The following is a 14,690-nucleotide window of genomic DNA, read 5'->3' as shown; positions in this document are numbered from 1 at the left end:
TGGTCATTTTCCTTTCTCGCGGAACTCCTTCGGGGTAATTCCCTCTATTTTACGGAATAACGTGCTGAAATAATGCTGACTGTTGAAGCCCGAGTTTTCGGCTACATCCGAGATGCTCCAGTTCGTGTTGGCGATTAACGCCCTTTTAGCGGCTTTTATTCGATAGTGCATTAAATATTCGGAAAAGGAGGTGCCGACCTCTTCATGGAATTTCCTGCTTAAATATGTCGGATTCGTATGCACTTCACGGGCGATGTCCGATAGCGAGATTTTTTCCGCGAAATTTTCATGAATGAATGTGAGCGAATGGTGGATCAGGCTTGAATAGTTTTGTGTGGCCCCGCTTTCCTGATATTTGGATAGCACTTTATGCAATTCACTTTCAATGACCGGTTTCGTCAAGTAATCGACGACACCGATCCTGATGGATTGCTGGGCATAATCGAAGCTTTGATGGGCGGTCACCATGATGATTTCCACTTCTTTATTCAGCGCCCGCAAATCTTCACCGAATTCAAGGCCCGACCGTCCAGGCAGGTTAATGTCCAGGAAAGCGAGGTTGATTTTATGAGTCTGGTTGATCGTCAGCGCTTGAACAGCATCAGCGGCCTTGTGAAAGGTCCAAAACGGGAATATCGACTGGATCATATATTCCATTTGTTCAAGGACCAATGGTTCGTCATCCACTAATAATACATTCATTCCGGTGCTGCCTCCTCCAATTTCGTATCAAAAACGAGTGGCCATGATACCTCCACCTTTGTGCCGCGTTCATCGGAATTGATCATTAATCGTGCTCGGCTGCTGAAATACAAGTGTAAACGCTTTTGGATATTGTCCAGGCCATGACCGCCTTCCTCGGCAGCGGAAGTGGCATTCCCGATGTACCCGTTATCCTTCACTATGAGATGCATCGTCTCCGCTTCCAAATGGAATTGAATATGAAGAAGGGCTTCTCCCACCTTTTTTTCCAAGCCGTGCTTGAATGAATTCTCCACTAATGTCTGGAGAATGAATGGGGGGACCAGTGCGATCGTCAAGTGATCGGGGCACGACATATCGATCTTAAGCCGGTCACCAAAGCGGAGGCTTTGGATGTCGAGATAATGCTGGGTGTATTGAATTTCCTGGGCAAGCGGAATCAATGGCTCGGATGCTTTGTATTTGAATTTCAGGAATTGTGAAAATGCCTCCAGGGCACGGATCAATTCGGCCTTCCTGTCCAGGCGGGCCAAGCCCAATATGACATTAAGGGTATTGAATAAAAAGTGAGGCTGGATTTGCTGGTTCAGTTTATTGTATTGTGCCTCCTGCAGAGCTTGCTCCAGCTGGATCTCTTTGTTTTTGTTTTCAAGCAGATCGATCCTCTTTTCGAATATGAATAAAAATAAAAGAGCAATAGCTCCCATGATGGGAGCTAAAATGAAGAGCATGATGATTAGCGTGAATCCCTCGTAACTAAGCATGGAGAACCTCTGTCGGTTATATTTTTTTAATGACTCGCATTATTTTGTCTATGAGTATCTTACTAAAGACTTTCGCGGAAATCTACAGCTTATGACACAATGTGACACGCAACTTGATGATTTTGCGCGGAGCGTTTCAATTCAGGTGCCTTTGTTTTGCAGATGTCCATCACAAACGGGCACCGTGTATGGAAGCGGCAGCCGTTCGGCGGGTCGATCGGTGAGGGGACATCACCTGTCAATAGAATCCGTTCCCTTTCCTGCACTGGATTCGGTACAGGGATGGCAGAAAGCAATGCCCGTGTATAAGGGTGCTGCGGCTGTTCGAATATCGACTTTTTGTCACCGATTTCGACGATTTTTCCTAGATACATCACCATGACGCGATCGGAGATATGGCGTACGACGCCTAAGTCATGCGAGATGAAAAGAAAGGTGAGCTCGAATTGCCGCTGCAATGTTTTCAATAGATTCAGCACCTGCGCCTGGATGGAGACATCGAGTGCAGATACCGCTTCATCACAAATGATCAATTTTGGATCGACGGCAAGTGCCCGGGCAATCCCGATCCGCTGACGCTGGCCGCCGCTGAATTCATGCGGATATCTTTCCAGCGATTCCGGTCTCAGGCCGACATGTTCCAATAATTCTTCAATCCTGCTCCGGCGATTTTGCTTAGGCACCACATTTTGTATCGCTAAAGCTTCTCCAAGAATTTGCCCGATCGTCTGCCTAGGATTAAGGGAGGCGAAAGGATCTTGAAAGATGACCTGCAGATCCTTCCTCGTACTCCTCATTTCTTTTTTTCCTAAGCTTAAAAGGTCCTTGCCCTGAAAGTGGATTTGCCCGCTCGTAGGCTGATCCAATCGAAGGATGGCCCGTCCGGTCGTCGATTTGCCGCAGCCGGATTCACCGACTATGCTCAATGTTTCTCCTTGATAAATATGAAAGCTGATGTCGTCGACAGCTTTTACATGATTAACGGTCCTTCCGAAAAAACCGCCCTTGATCGGGAAATATTGCTTCAATTGATCTACCTTTAGCAGAACCTTCTTGTCTTCCACTGCTGCGCCCATCATTGAACCCCCACTTTCTTTTCCGCTTCATATTCTTTTTCCCATTGCGGGGTATACATCCAGCAGCTGACTTTTGTATCGGTGTCTACTGATTCGAGATCCGGTACAGCTTGTTCGCAGATTCGCCTCGCATGTGCACACCGTGGTGCAAAGCTGCAGCCCTTGGGCATATCGTACGGACTTGGCACGGTTCCGGGGATGGTGGTCAATTCCTCCTGATCCAGGTCGAGGCGTGGAAGGGAATTCAATAATCCGATGGTGTAAGGATGCTTAGGGTTCGTGAAAATCTCTTTCGCCAAGGTGTATTCCACCATTTTTCCGGCATACATCACCGCCACCCTGTCACATGTTTCATAGACGACACCTAAATCATGGGTGATTAAAATCACGGCCGTTCCGAAATCCTTTTGCAGCGTTTTGATCAGTTCCAGGATTTGGGCCTGGATCGTCACGTCAAGCGCCGTCGTCGGCTCATCCGCTATCAAAACCTCAGGGTGGCAGGCAAGTGCCATCGCAATCATGACCCTTTGCCTCATTCCGCCGCTTAACTCATGCGGCTCCTGCTTTGCCCTTTTTTCAGGGGAGGGGATGCCGACAAGCCGGAGCATGTCGACCGCTTTGTTCCACGCTTCCTTTTTCCCGAGCTTTTGGTGAAGCCGGATCGCTTCGGCAATTTGCTCGCCCGCTGAATATACGGGATTCAATGAGGTCATCGGCTCCTGAAAGATCATCGAAATTTCATTTCCGCGAATCGCCCGCATTTGTTTTTCCGTCTTGGCAAGCAGGTCCTCCCCTTTAAAAAAGATGCTGCCGCCGGTGATTTTACCGGGAGGCGATGGAATTAACCTTAACAGGGATAAGGAGGTGATGCTTTTGCCGCTTCCCGATTCTCCCACGATTCCAAGCGTTTCCCCTTTGTTCAAGGTGAAGCTGATCCCATCCACGGCTTTACTCGTTCCTTCGTCGGTAAAAAAGTGGGTCTGCAAGTTTTTGACTTCGAGTATTTTATCATCAAACTGTTTCATCACGTACCTCCTTAGTTTAAGTCTATGCGCTTGTTAAAGTATCGATAGAGGACATCCACAGCCAAATTCATGAATACGAAGATGACGGAGGCAATGAGGACACCGCCTTGGACCATCGGCAGATCCCTCGTTCTGATGGCATCGACGATCAATCTCCCAAGTCCGTTGATGGCAAACACGGATTCGGTCAATACGGTGCCGCCAAGGAGGGCACCGAACTGGAGGCCGACGACCGTAATGACGGGAATCAACGCATTTTTCAGCCCGTGCTTATAAATGATGACATGCTCCTTCAAGCCTTTGGCTTTCGCTGTACGGATATAGTCCTGACGAACGACTTCGAGCATGCTTGATCTCGTCATCCTGGCGACAATCGCCGCTCCGCCCGCACCAAGGGTTATCGCAGGTAAGATCATATGGCTGAAGGTTCCCCAGCCTGAAACGGGAAACCACTGAAGGTTGACGGAAAAGAAGTAGATGAGCATCAGCCCTAACCAAAAGCTAGGCAGGGAGATTCCTAGTAAAGCAACGATCATGATGGAAATGTCAGCTGCAGAGTATTGCCTGGTCGCCGAGATGATTCCGGCCACCATTCCAAGCACGACGGTGATGAAAATACTGGCAAGTGCGAGTTCAAGCGTAACGGGCAGGCGGACCATAATCTCGTCCAGAACAGGACGGCTGCTGCGGAGTGATTCACCGAAGTCGCCTTGAACGGCATGAACCACATAATCAACGTACTGATAGAGAATCGGGCGATCCAGCCCAAGCTGATGCCGGATCATTTCTATCGTTTCTTTTGTCGCCCCTTCACCTGCAAGCAGGGTTGCCGGGTCACCGGGAACCATCTGCATGATGAGGAAGACTACTAAACTTACTCCTAACAATACCGGTACCGTTTGCAACATGCGCCGGACGATGAATACGAACATGTTCTCTCCTCCTTATTTTTTCATTCTTGGATCCAGGGCGTCCCTCAGTCCATCTCCGAAGATATTGAAGCCAAGTACAAGTGTGGATATGGCGATCCCGGGAAATAAAGCGATGTGCGGCGCGCTGAATAAATAGTCCCGTCCGCTGCTCAACATCGCACCCCATTCCGGTGAAGGAGGCTGCGCTCCAAGCCCGAGGAATGACAAGCCGGCTGCCGATAGAATCGCCGTTGCCAGGCGCAACGTCGCTTGGACGATGACGGGTGAAAGGATATTAGGGAAAATGTGTTTCACTATGATCGTGAAGTCCGTCGCTCCCAATGCACGAACGGCGTCAATATACTCAAGCTTCCTCACCGAAAGCGTGGAACCCCGTACGATTCGGGCAAACATGGGGATGGAAAAAACACCAACCGCTACCATTACATTGATCAAGCTTGGTCCGAGAGCGCTTATGATGGCAAGCGCCAGCAATATTCCCGGGAAGGCAAGCAGAACATCGACGATCCTCATGATGATCGTATCGATCCATTTTCCATAATATCCGGCCGTCAAGCCCAAGAGGATGCCGATGAACGCGCCGAAGAAAACGGAAACGAATCCCACGGTCAACGAAAGGCGTGTCCCATATAATAACCTGCTCAAAATATCTCTTCCCTTATCATCCGTCCCCATCCAATGGTCTCCCGTAGGAGGCTGAAGCTTGTTGACCAAATCGATTTCATAGGGGTCCTGCGGTGAAATGGCAGGTGCGAAAATCGCCAATAAAATATAAAAAAGTACGATGTAGCCGCCTACCAATGCCAATTTATTTCTTTTGAACTTTCTATAAAAGGCTTTCCAGTTTTGGAGTTTTGTAGATTTGTTTTTGTTCAGCTTCAATCCGGGATTCTTGATAACGACCTCTGGCTTCATGACAGTTCCTCCTTTTCTTTCATTTAATTTATGCAAAATGGGTATCGAAGTAAATATGATGTCCGAAAGCAGTAAAGATAATAAAAAAATGAGTAAAGATTCTGAAAATATAAAATTTTGTTTTTTCTTATAATTTGATTAAGCCCGATGTGCTCATCGTAATAGGCTGCGCGGAATACAAAGGGAAGTATGAAAGGGAGGAACAACAATCATGAGAAAAGGTATAACTGGATTACTATTTGCATCGTTATTATGTATCTCGACGGTTTTATCTGGATGTACTTCAGATCAAACAAGCAGCAAGAAACCGGAAAGGGAAGCGAAGGAAGGCGGTACATTGGTCGTCGCCCGGCTGTCTGATGCGACGACGCTTGATCCGCATTTCATTACGGACATCCCTTCGGCAAACGTCGTCTATGAGAAGGTGTATGAAACATTGGTCGTTCCTGACAAGGATATGAAACCACAGCCATTGCTCGCGAAGGAATGGAAGCAGCTGGACGATCTAACATGGGAGTTCAAGCTGCGTGAGGGCGTGAAATTCCATGATGGGGCACCATTCAATGCCGAAGCGGTAAAAATGAATTTCGACAGATTACTGGATCCTAAAACCTCTTCGCCGCAGGCTGGAAAATTGGAAATGATCAAGGAAATCAAGGTGGTTGATGATACGACCGTACAGTTCAAACTGAAATATCCGTATGCTCCGCTTCTTTCGATATTGGTCAGTAATGAAGGAAGCATCCTGAGTCCAAAGGCGATTAAAGAGCATAGTGACCAACTTGGGCAAAATCCGGTTGGGACAGGTCCATTCGTTTTCAAATCGTGGAAATCGGGAGAAGAGATCGAGCTCGCCAAGAATGAGGACTACTGGGGAAAAGAACCGAAGATCGATGGCGTCGTATTCAAGGTCGTCCCTGAAGATGCAACGAGAATCGCGATGATCGAAACGGGTGAAGCACATGTGACCGATCAAGTGCCCGTGACGGAAATCGATCGCATCGAGGCCTCGGACACGATGGGGTTGTATCGCACGGACGGACTTGCCGTCGAATACTTGAGCTTCAATGTCAAGAAGAAGCCGTTCGATGATGTTCGTGTCCGGAAAGCGGTCGCGCATGCCATCGAGGTCGATTCGATCATCAAAGGGGTATATAACGATGTTGGCACGAAGGCCAATTCAACGATGAGTCCTAAGGTTTTCGGCTATGACCCGAAGATAAAGGGATACGATTATGATATTAATGAATCCAAAAAGCTATTGAAGGAAGCTGGAATTAAAGATGGCATGGAGATTACTTTAACGACAAGTGACCGTAAGGAAAGAATCAACATGGCAGAGGTGATTCAATCCCAATTAAAAGGAATTGGATTCAAGGTGAAAATACAAGTGCTTGAGTATGGAGCTTATATTGACGCGACGGCCAAGGGCGAGCATCAGGTTTCCATAGGCGGCTGGGGCAATGCGACGGGCGACGGAGATTATAATCAATTCAATCTTTTCGATAGCAAATCGCAAGGTGCAGCCGGGAATAGTTCGTTTTACAGTAATCCTGAGGTGGATAAATTGATTGAAGCGGCACGACAGGAATCAAGCGGCGACAAGCGTAAGGAGCTTTATTCGAAGGCTCAGGAAATCGAACGGGAAGAGGTGCCATATGTTCCGATCCGCAACTATGAGCATCTGGCAGTGTATGGCGAAACGGTTAAGGGGCTATGGCTGAACCCGGCCAATTATTTAATGCTTGATGATATAACTGTTCAGTAAGAATGAGATCAAAAGAGAAGGCAGCATACGACGGCTATGCTGTCTTCTCCATTAGGAGGGGAAATATGATCGATTTACTGCTCATTCACGGGACTGTCATCACCATGGATCCAGACAGGAGAATCGTTTCGGATGGCGCCATCGCCATAAACGAAGGACGGATTGTAGACGTGGGTATAACCGCAAAACTGACATCGAAGTATGAGGCGAAAAAAGTGATCGATTGCAGCCATCAATGCATACTGCCAGGATTGATAGATGTTCATGGCCATGGGGGACACTCGATGTTCAAGACGATTGCGATGGAGAATATCGATTTTTGGATGCCGATCATGACGAATACGTATAAACATTTTGTCACGGATGATTTTTGGTACTACGAAGGCAAGCTCTCTTCTCTGGAAAGATTGAAGGCGGGTGTGACGACGGGTGTGAGTGTGTTAGGCTCGATGCCGCGATCTGATGATCCGATTTTCGCCATCAATCATGCAAAGGCTTACGCCGAGGTGGGCGTGAGGGAGGTTGTCTGCACCGGTCCATGCAACCCTCCTTGGCCACATTCATTCAGTCGGTGGGTTGATGGAAAAAGAGTCGTGAAGGAGGTTACGTATGAAGAGGTATTAAAGGGAGCGGAAGCAGTGATAGAAGCACTGAATCATGCAAATGAAGACCGCACGAGAGCCTTCATTACACCATTTGTGATCGTCACATCTGTTGACCCCTCCAATCCCACTGCACCTGACAGGCTTTATGGGCTAAGTGATCATGATCTTTATCAGGCGAAAAGAATCCGGGAAATTGCCCGTAAATATGATACGAGGATTCATTCCGATGCTTTTGGCGGGATGATTCATTTAGCGATACAGGATAGGGAGAACGCCTTGTTAGGTCCTGATGTCCATTTACAGCATTGCCGCGGCATTTCCTTTGATGAGGCAAGGATACTGGCAGAAACGGGCACCAATGTCAGTGCCTCGCCCGGTTTTGGACAGGTGAATGCACGTACGCCGATCACTGAATTATTGGAAATGGGTGCAACGGTGGCCATTTCTACGGATGGGACCTCGCCTTCCACAAGCTTTGATATGTTCCAGGCGATGAGGAAAACCCAATTCGTTCACCAAGCGGCCCTTAGGGATTATTACTATCTGCCACCAGGAAAGCTCCTGGAAATGATTACGATTGATGCGGCAAAATGCATAGGCTGGGATGATGAAATCGGTTCGCTGGAGATCGGGAAGAAGGCGGATGTGATTACGGTCAATTTGCATCAGCCGCATTTGACCCCTGAATTCATGCATGTTCATCGGCTTGTCTTCCAAGCGGTGGCCAATGATGTCGAGCATGTCATCGTCGATGGGAAATTGATCATGGAGAGCAGGGAAGTCCAAACCGTTCATGAAAGCACCATACTTAATGAAGCGAATGAAGAAGCTTCTTCGACGATCGAGCGTGCGGGGCTCGAAAAGTATATGAAGCCGACGAAATATTTCTGGGGCCACGCGAGGGCATACGTCGATGAAAGGAGATATGACGAACGGGAGAATGATCCGGAAATGCGGAAAGGGGAATAAGATGAAAACGAAGGTTAAAGGAAAATATGTAATTGGTTATGATGGCTGTGATCATGTCATGTTGGAAAATGCGGAGGTCGTATATGAAGGTGATACGATTTTGTATGTAGGCAAAAAATATCCGCAAGAGGTGGATGAGATATTGGACGCCGGAAATGCGATCATTAGCCCCGGCTTCATTGATCTGAATGCGTTAGGGGATATTGATCATGATCTATTGCATTTCGAGGCTGGCTCCGATAGACAGAAAAACCTGCTTTGGTCCGAGGATTATATCAAAAACGGCCATCCCGAATGGATGTCCAAAGAAGATGAGGCATTCAAATCTCTATATGCGTACTCGCAGCTCATCCTTCATGGCGTGACGACGGCTATGCCGATCACCTCCGTTTTCTATAAAAACTGGGCCGAAACGTATGCTGAATTGGCGGCTGCGGCCGAGCATGCAACTCGATTGGGATTAAGAGTTTACTTAGGTCCAAGCTTTCAATCCGGAATCAGGGTCGTCGAGCCTAACGGAAAAGTGAAACTGCACTGGAATGAAAAGGCCGGGGAAGCTGGATTGAATAGGGCAGTCAAGTTCGTCGAAACGTTCGATGGAGCTTATGATGGCCTGGTTAGGGGGATGCTTGCCCCGGAACGTGTAGAGTGCCAAACGGCAAATGGTTTAAAACAGACAAAATATTACGGCGATAAGTTGGGTGTACCGATCAAGCTTCATGCTGCCCAGGGGAGCTTCGAGTTCGAGACGATTTGGAATGCACATCATAAGACACCGATCCAATATTTGTACGACCTTGGTTTCCTCGGTCAAAGAACGGGGATTCCTCATGCCCACTATATTGCTGGATACAGCCGAGCGAAATATGGCGAAGGTGATGACTTGGCGCTTCTAAAGGAAACGAAGACAACGGTGATTCATTGCCCGCTGATACTCGCAAGGCATGGCGAGGCGCTGGAATCCTTCGCTGAATATAAAAGGGCAGGCATCAATATCGCTCTTGGGACGGATACATTCCCTCCAGATATGTTCCAGAACGTAAGGGTAGGCAGCTTACTTTCAAAAATGGCGGAAAAGGAAGTGGAAGGCTCGAAGTATGCCGATTTCTTTCGATCCGCAACTCTTGATGCAGCCGCTTTTCTTGGCAGGGACGATCTAGGCCGTATCGCACCTGGGGCAAAAGCCGATATCATCGCGGTGAGCCTGGACAGCTATCATATGGGTGTCATCGATGACCCGATTCGATCGATGTTCGTAAGCGGTTCTGGGAAGGACGTTACATTATCCATCATTAATGGAAAAGTCGTCATGAAAGATCAATTTCTTCCGAATCATGATTTGGAAGAAATAAAATATAAGGCGCAAAAATATTTTAATAGGATGAGAAGCGGTTATTTGGAAAGGGATTATCAGAGGCTTCCTGAGCAGGAGCTTTTTAAGCCTTCATTCAAGCTGGTAGAATCCATTGGTTAAGAGCTGATGACAGGCAAAAAGAGTAGTGAATATTTTTGTGTTTAATAGTCTGAATATTTTTTCAGTTCAAAAAATGAAATCGGGGGGTCATGGTTGATGGGGAGATATCTTGGCATAGGAAGGCTTATTATCGTCATGTTCATTGGTATTATCATGACAGGTTGTTCTTCTAACAGTGACGTAAGTAAAACGGCAAGCGATCCGAACATTGCTTCAAAGGAAGGAGGTACATTGGTCATTGCCCGTTTATCGGACGCTGAAAATCTGGATCAGCAGTTCATGTCCACGATCAATGCTGCCAGTGTCACGCATCATAAAATTTATGAAGGACTTGTACAGCGGGATAAAAATGGCGAGATTCAGCCTATGCTGGCAGAATCTTGGAAGCAAACGGATAACACGACCTGGGAATTCAAGCTTAGGGACGATGTAACGTTTCATGATGGCACACCATTTAATGCAGATGCGGTAAAAAAGACGTTCGATCGGCTATTGGACCCGGCAGTTGCCTCTCCCAGAGCGGTCGTATTCGAAATGGTAAAAGAAGTGAAGCCGATTGATGAATATACTGTTCAATTCATACTGAAGGAGCCTTTTTCCCCGCTGCTTTCAATTTTGGCGAATCACGAAGGCGGAATCATCAGCCCGAAAACGATCGAGAAGTATGGCAAGAAAATCATTCAGGAACCGAACGGAACAGGTCCTTTCGTTTTTGATTCGTGGTCCCCGGGACAGGAAATCACCTTGGTGAAGAACAAAAACTATTGGGGAAATGAGCCAAAGGTGGACAAGGTCATTTTCAAGGTCGTCCCTGAAGATTCGACGCGGATATCGATGATCGAAACGGGTGAAGCGCAGATAGCCGAGCCCCTTCCGATAGCGGTCATGGATCAAGTGGAATCATCAGCGGCTATGGATGTATACCGCAGCGAAGGATATGGTACCGAATATGTAGGATTCAATGTCAAGAATGAACCATTCAATGATGTCCGGGTCCGTAAAGCGATTGCCCATGCCATTGAAATGGATTCAATCATTAAAGGCGTGTTCAATAATGTCGGAGTCAAGGCGAATTCGTTGATGGGCTCTAAAGTGTTTGGGTATGATGCGAGTTTGGAAGCGTATGATTATAACCTTAAAGAAGCTAAAAAGCTGATGGCCGAAGCCGGATATTCAAAAGGCTTGGACGCCACCATCCTCACGATGGACAGTAAGGAAAGAGTCAACTTGGCCGAGGTCCTGCAATCGCAGCTAAAAGGAATCGGCATTAACTTGAAGGTCCAGGTCATGGAGTACGGATCGTTCGTGGAACAAGTGAATAAAGGGCAATCGGAAATGTTCATCATCAGCTGGAGAAACGCGACAGGTGACGCCGATTACAATCAATACAATCTATTTCATACGAATTCACAGGGAGCGGCCGGCAATACATTCTTTTATAGCAACCAAAAGGTTGACGATTTGATAGATGCGGCGAGAAAGGAAAAAGAGGAAGGAAAGCGCAAGGATCTTTACGCCGAGGCCCAGGAAATCGAGCTGGCTGATACCCCATATATACCGGTAAGGGTCATTGAAAATCTTGCTGCAGTCGCCAAGGACGTAAAAGGATTCTCAATCAGCCCTTCAGGCTACCTAGAAATTAATGAAGTAACGATAAAGTGATAAAGACACTGGGTCCCCCATTTAGGCGGGACTCAGTTTGCTGTTGCAAAGCCTGAATTGGCGAGTAAAAGTACGAAACTCGCGAGTAAAGTCGGTAAATTGGCGAGTAAAAGTTCCGAATTCGCGAGTAACGCGCCGAAATGCTGAAAGAAAATTCATTTGCGCAATAAGTAAAAATAACATAAAAATGAGTAAAAATTCTGAAATTATCGGCTTTGCTTTAGGATTATAATGAAAGGGACGCATGTTCAATCTGTAGTGGAAGGGTGAGTTCAATGTCACGATCGTATTGGTTGACGAATGTTCGGCTGGAAAAAGGCTTCACTTATAATGAAATGAAAGTGATTACCGGTACTGAAACCGGGAAGTATCACATTAAGATTGATGGTGGGAAGATAGCCTCCATTTTATCGGCAAAGGAATTGTTACCAGATCAAGACCCGCAGCATGATGCAGGGGGGCTGCTGATGGTTCCTTCGTTTAAGGAAATGCATATCCATATTGATAAAACCTACTACGGCGGTCCTTGGAAGGCTTGCATGACTGCTGTAAACGGGGTGAAGACCCGGATAGAGGAAGAGCAGGGGTTACTTCCTCAGCTCTTGCCTACCGCCAAGGCAAGAGCGGAAAAAATGCTCGATTTATTACTGAGTTTCGGATCTACGCATATTCGCACCCATTGTAATGTAGATCCCGTGATTGGGCTGAAAAACCTGGAAGCGACCATTCAAGCACTGGAAGGATACAAAGATAAATTGACGTATGAAATCGTCGCATTCCCTCAGCATGGACTTTTACGCTCCAATTCCGTCGGGCTGATCAGGGAGGCGATGAAAAACGGGGCAAATCTGGTAGGAGGTGTCGACCCCGCCACCATTGATGAAAATATCGAGAAATCACTTGAAACGATCATGGATATCGCGGTTGAATCGAATTCGGATATCGATGTCCATCTCCATGATCCGGATCAGCTTGGACTCTTTACCATGCAGCGGCTTGCTTCCATGACCGAAGATGCAGGGTGGCAGGGCAGGGTGACGGTAAGCCATGCAAGTGGGTTGGCAGATCTTTCCGTATCTGAGGTAACGAGTATAGCCGAAAGGTTTTCGGAATTAGGCATATCGATTACGTCCACTGTGCCTATCTTCAGGACGATTCCAATTCCGCTGCTCCGTGAAAGAGGAGTGAAGGTCGAACTGGGCAATGACAGCATCACGGATCACTGGACACCATTCGGAATCGGTGACAATCTGGAGAAAGTAGGTCGCCTTGCCGAGAGGTTCCGCATGATCGAGGAGCGTTCCTTGGCAGGCAGCCTGCAATACATAACAGGAGGAAGGACTCCATTAAACCAAGAAGGAGTCAAGACCTGGCCGAATGTTGGCGATGAGGCGAACATCGTCCTGCTTGAAGCAAGCTGTTCGGCGGAAGCGGTGGCCAGGAGGTCGAAGCGTGCGGCTGTCATCTTCAGGGGCAAAGTCGTAAGTGGGTCGATTTCATCTTTTGAGGCGACAGGTGTGTAATCTTCCATTAAAGAGGGTGTTTTAATGAAAGCATACTGGCTTACTAACGTTACGCTTGATAGCGGCTATGTTCATGAGGATGGGAGACTGGAGGGAACGGAGACCGCTTTATACGATATCCGGATAAAGGATGGGGTGATTGAAGAATTGCAAGTGGCACAAAGCATGCCTTTGAAGACGGATTTGCCCGTACAGGATGCCAAAAGGCTACTTGCACTTCCACCTTTTAAAGAGATGCATAACCATCTGGACAAAACCTATTTAGGACTCCCGTGGAAATCATGCACCCCGGTGCCCAACTTAACGGAACGATTGAAATTGGAAGCTGCGGAGCTCGCTGAACTGGCACGGACCGGGCAGCATCGTGCGGAACACATGCTTCAGCTTTTGCTGCAAGGCGGTGCGACACACGTCAGAACGCATGTGAATATCGATCCGTACATTGGGTTGAAGAACTTGGAAGAAATCCAGAAGGCACTAGATTCCTTCGGAGGCAAAATGACGCATGAAATCGTCGCCTTCCCCCAGCATGGACTGCTCCGAACGAATTCGACTGGTTTGATGAGGCAAGCGATGAAAGCGGGGGCATCCATCGTAGGCGGCTTGGACCCGGGTGGAATCGATCGGAATATTGAAGCGTCCCTCTATGAGATGATGAACCTGGCTGCTGAATTCGAGGCGGATATCGATATCCATCTACATGATCCAGGGCATCTTGGATTTTATACGATCAAGAAATTGGTTTCCTTGATCGAAGAAGCGGGATGGAAAAACAGGGCGGCCATCAGCCATGCCTTTGCACTCGGAGATGTGTCCGTGGAAGAAACGCTTGAGATGGCGGACGAAATGGCAAGCCTGGGGATCGCCATCATGTCTACGGTGCCGATCAATCGGGTCATGCCGCCAATCGATGTACTGCATGAAAAAGGAGTCCATGTTGCTCTTGGATGTGATGGATTTTATGACTCATGGTCTCCATTCGGTACAGGCGATATGCTGGAAAAAGCAGGTCGCTTAGCCGAGAGGTACAAATGGAAGGATGAGTATGCATTGTCTCAATCGCTCCAATTCATTACAGGAGGCATCAGGACGCTGGATCGTAATGGGAATCGTTTATGGCCGAAGGTTGGAGATGCTGCAAGTATGGTATTGGTGGAGGCTTCATGCTCGGCCGAGGCAGTGGCAAGAAGATCAAGAAGAGCAGCGGTCATTTCCGATGGAAGTCTGATTTTCGGTGGATTGAGCAGGGAAACGGAACTGACTTACAATTGAATG

Annotated in this window: 12 protein-coding genes; 6 read left to right on the top strand and 6 right to left on the bottom strand. The window is 47.6% G+C overall.

What is annotated here, in order from left to right; translation table 11 throughout:
- Positions 1-3: 3 nt before the first annotated feature.
- The 6 genes from ABE28_RS19470 to nikC form a co-directional block, all read right to left on the bottom strand.
- Positions 4-702 carry a response regulator transcription factor gene (locus ABE28_RS19470; protein ID WP_064465527.1) on the bottom strand — a complete coding sequence of 233 codons (699 nt, stop codon included), beginning with the start codon at positions 700-702 and terminating at the stop codon, positions 4-6.
- Positions 699-1,466 carry a sensor histidine kinase gene (locus tag ABE28_RS19465; RefSeq protein WP_064465526.1) on the bottom strand — a complete coding sequence of 256 codons (768 nt, stop codon included), beginning with the start codon at positions 1,464-1,466 and terminating at the stop codon, positions 699-701. Before ABE28_RS19465 ends, ABE28_RS19470 begins: the two co-directional genes overlap by 4 nt.
- A gap of 89 nt (positions 1,467-1,555) precedes the next feature.
- A complete protein-coding gene (locus ABE28_RS19460) occupies positions 1,556-2,545 on the bottom strand; it encodes an ABC transporter ATP-binding protein (protein ID WP_064465525.1) in 990 nt (329 codons plus the stop codon).
- Positions 2,542-3,567, bottom strand: coding sequence for an ABC transporter ATP-binding protein (locus tag ABE28_RS19455; RefSeq protein ID WP_064465524.1), 1,026 nt, complete (start codon positions 3,565-3,567; stop codon positions 2,542-2,544). Before ABE28_RS19455 ends, ABE28_RS19460 begins: the two co-directional genes overlap by 4 nt.
- 11 nt (positions 3,568-3,578) lie before the next feature.
- Positions 3,579-4,499: a nickel ABC transporter permease gene (gene nikB / locus ABE28_RS19450; RefSeq protein ID WP_064465523.1), complete on the bottom strand. Its 921-nt coding sequence runs from the start codon at positions 4,497-4,499 to the stop codon at positions 3,579-3,581.
- 12 nt (positions 4,500-4,511) lie between these two features.
- Positions 4,512-5,414, bottom strand: coding sequence for a nickel transporter permease (nikC, locus tag ABE28_RS19445; protein WP_064465522.1), 903 nt, complete (start codon positions 5,412-5,414; stop codon positions 4,512-4,514).
- A 211-nt stretch (positions 5,415-5,625) separates the two neighbouring features.
- On the opposite strand from nikC, the gene ABE28_RS19440 reads away from it, so the two are divergent.
- From ABE28_RS19440 to ABE28_RS19415, 6 genes are all read left to right on the top strand, one after another.
- Entirely contained in the window at positions 5,626-7,182 is a 1,557-nt protein-coding gene (locus ABE28_RS19440; RefSeq protein ID WP_064465521.1) for a glutathione ABC transporter substrate-binding protein, read from the top strand.
- A 65-nt stretch (positions 7,183-7,247) separates the two neighbouring features.
- Positions 7,248-8,756 carry an amidohydrolase family protein gene (locus tag ABE28_RS19435; RefSeq protein WP_064465520.1) on the top strand — a complete coding sequence of 503 codons (1,509 nt, stop codon included), beginning with the start codon at positions 7,248-7,250 and terminating at the stop codon, positions 8,754-8,756.
- A 1-nt stretch (position 8,757) separates the two neighbouring features.
- Positions 8,758-10,230 (top strand): chlorohydrolase family protein, encoded by a 1,473-nt coding sequence (locus tag ABE28_RS19430; RefSeq protein ID WP_064465519.1) that lies wholly within the window; start codon positions 8,758-8,760, stop codon positions 10,228-10,230.
- A gap of 96 nt (positions 10,231-10,326) precedes the next feature.
- Entirely contained in the window at positions 10,327-11,892 is a 1,566-nt protein-coding gene (locus ABE28_RS19425) for a glutathione ABC transporter substrate-binding protein (RefSeq protein ID WP_064465518.1), read from the top strand.
- A gap of 275 nt (positions 11,893-12,167) precedes the next feature.
- The gene (locus tag ABE28_RS19420) at positions 12,168-13,415 is read left to right on the top strand and encodes an amidohydrolase family protein (protein WP_064465517.1); all 1,248 of its coding nucleotides are present in this window, start codon (positions 12,168-12,170) and stop codon (positions 13,413-13,415) included.
- A gap of 24 nt (positions 13,416-13,439) precedes the next feature.
- Positions 13,440-14,687, top strand: coding sequence for an amidohydrolase (locus ABE28_RS19415; protein WP_064465516.1), 1,248 nt, complete (start codon positions 13,440-13,442; stop codon positions 14,685-14,687).
- Positions 14,688-14,690 lie beyond the last annotated feature (3 nt).

Origin of the sequence: Peribacillus muralis (genome assembly GCF_001645685.2) — a bacterium.
GTDB classification, from domain to species: Bacteria; Bacillota; Bacilli; order Bacillales; family DSM-1321; genus Peribacillus; species Peribacillus muralis_A.
Note: the sequence above shows the minus strand (reverse complement) of the source record. Positions and strands in the feature narration are given on the sequence as shown.

Bases quoted from the DNA above. Each gene is read 5' to 3' on its own strand.
- ABE28_RS19470 (WP_064465527.1), bottom strand. From the start codon at position 702: ATGAATGTATTATTAGTGGATGACGAACCATTGGTCCTTGAACAAATG.
- ABE28_RS19465 (WP_064465526.1), bottom strand. From the start codon at position 1,466: ATGCTTAGTTACGAGGGATTCACGCTAATCATCATGCTCTTCATTTTA.
- ABE28_RS19460 (WP_064465525.1), bottom strand. From the start codon at position 2,545: ATGATGGGCGCAGCAGTGGAAGACAAGAAGGTTCTGCTAAAGGTAGAT.
- ABE28_RS19455 (WP_064465524.1), bottom strand. From the start codon at position 3,567: ATGAAACAGTTTGATGATAAAATACTCGAAGTCAAAAACTTGCAGACC.
- nikB (WP_064465523.1), bottom strand. From the start codon at position 4,499: ATGTTCGTATTCATCGTCCGGCGCATGTTGCAAACGGTACCGGTATTG.
- nikC (WP_064465522.1), bottom strand. From the start codon at position 5,414: ATGAAGCCAGAGGTCGTTATCAAGAATCCCGGATTGAAGCTGAACAAA.
- ABE28_RS19440 (WP_064465521.1), top strand. From the start codon at position 5,626: ATGAGAAAAGGTATAACTGGATTACTATTTGCATCGTTATTATGTATC.
- ABE28_RS19435 (WP_064465520.1), top strand. From the start codon at position 7,248: ATGATCGATTTACTGCTCATTCACGGGACTGTCATCACCATGGATCCA.
- ABE28_RS19430 (WP_064465519.1), top strand. From the start codon at position 8,758: ATGAAAACGAAGGTTAAAGGAAAATATGTAATTGGTTATGATGGCTGT.
- ABE28_RS19425 (WP_064465518.1), top strand. From the start codon at position 10,327: ATGGGGAGATATCTTGGCATAGGAAGGCTTATTATCGTCATGTTCATT.
- ABE28_RS19420 (WP_064465517.1), top strand. From the start codon at position 12,168: ATGTCACGATCGTATTGGTTGACGAATGTTCGGCTGGAAAAAGGCTTC.
- ABE28_RS19415 (WP_064465516.1), top strand. From the start codon at position 13,440: ATGAAAGCATACTGGCTTACTAACGTTACGCTTGATAGCGGCTATGTT.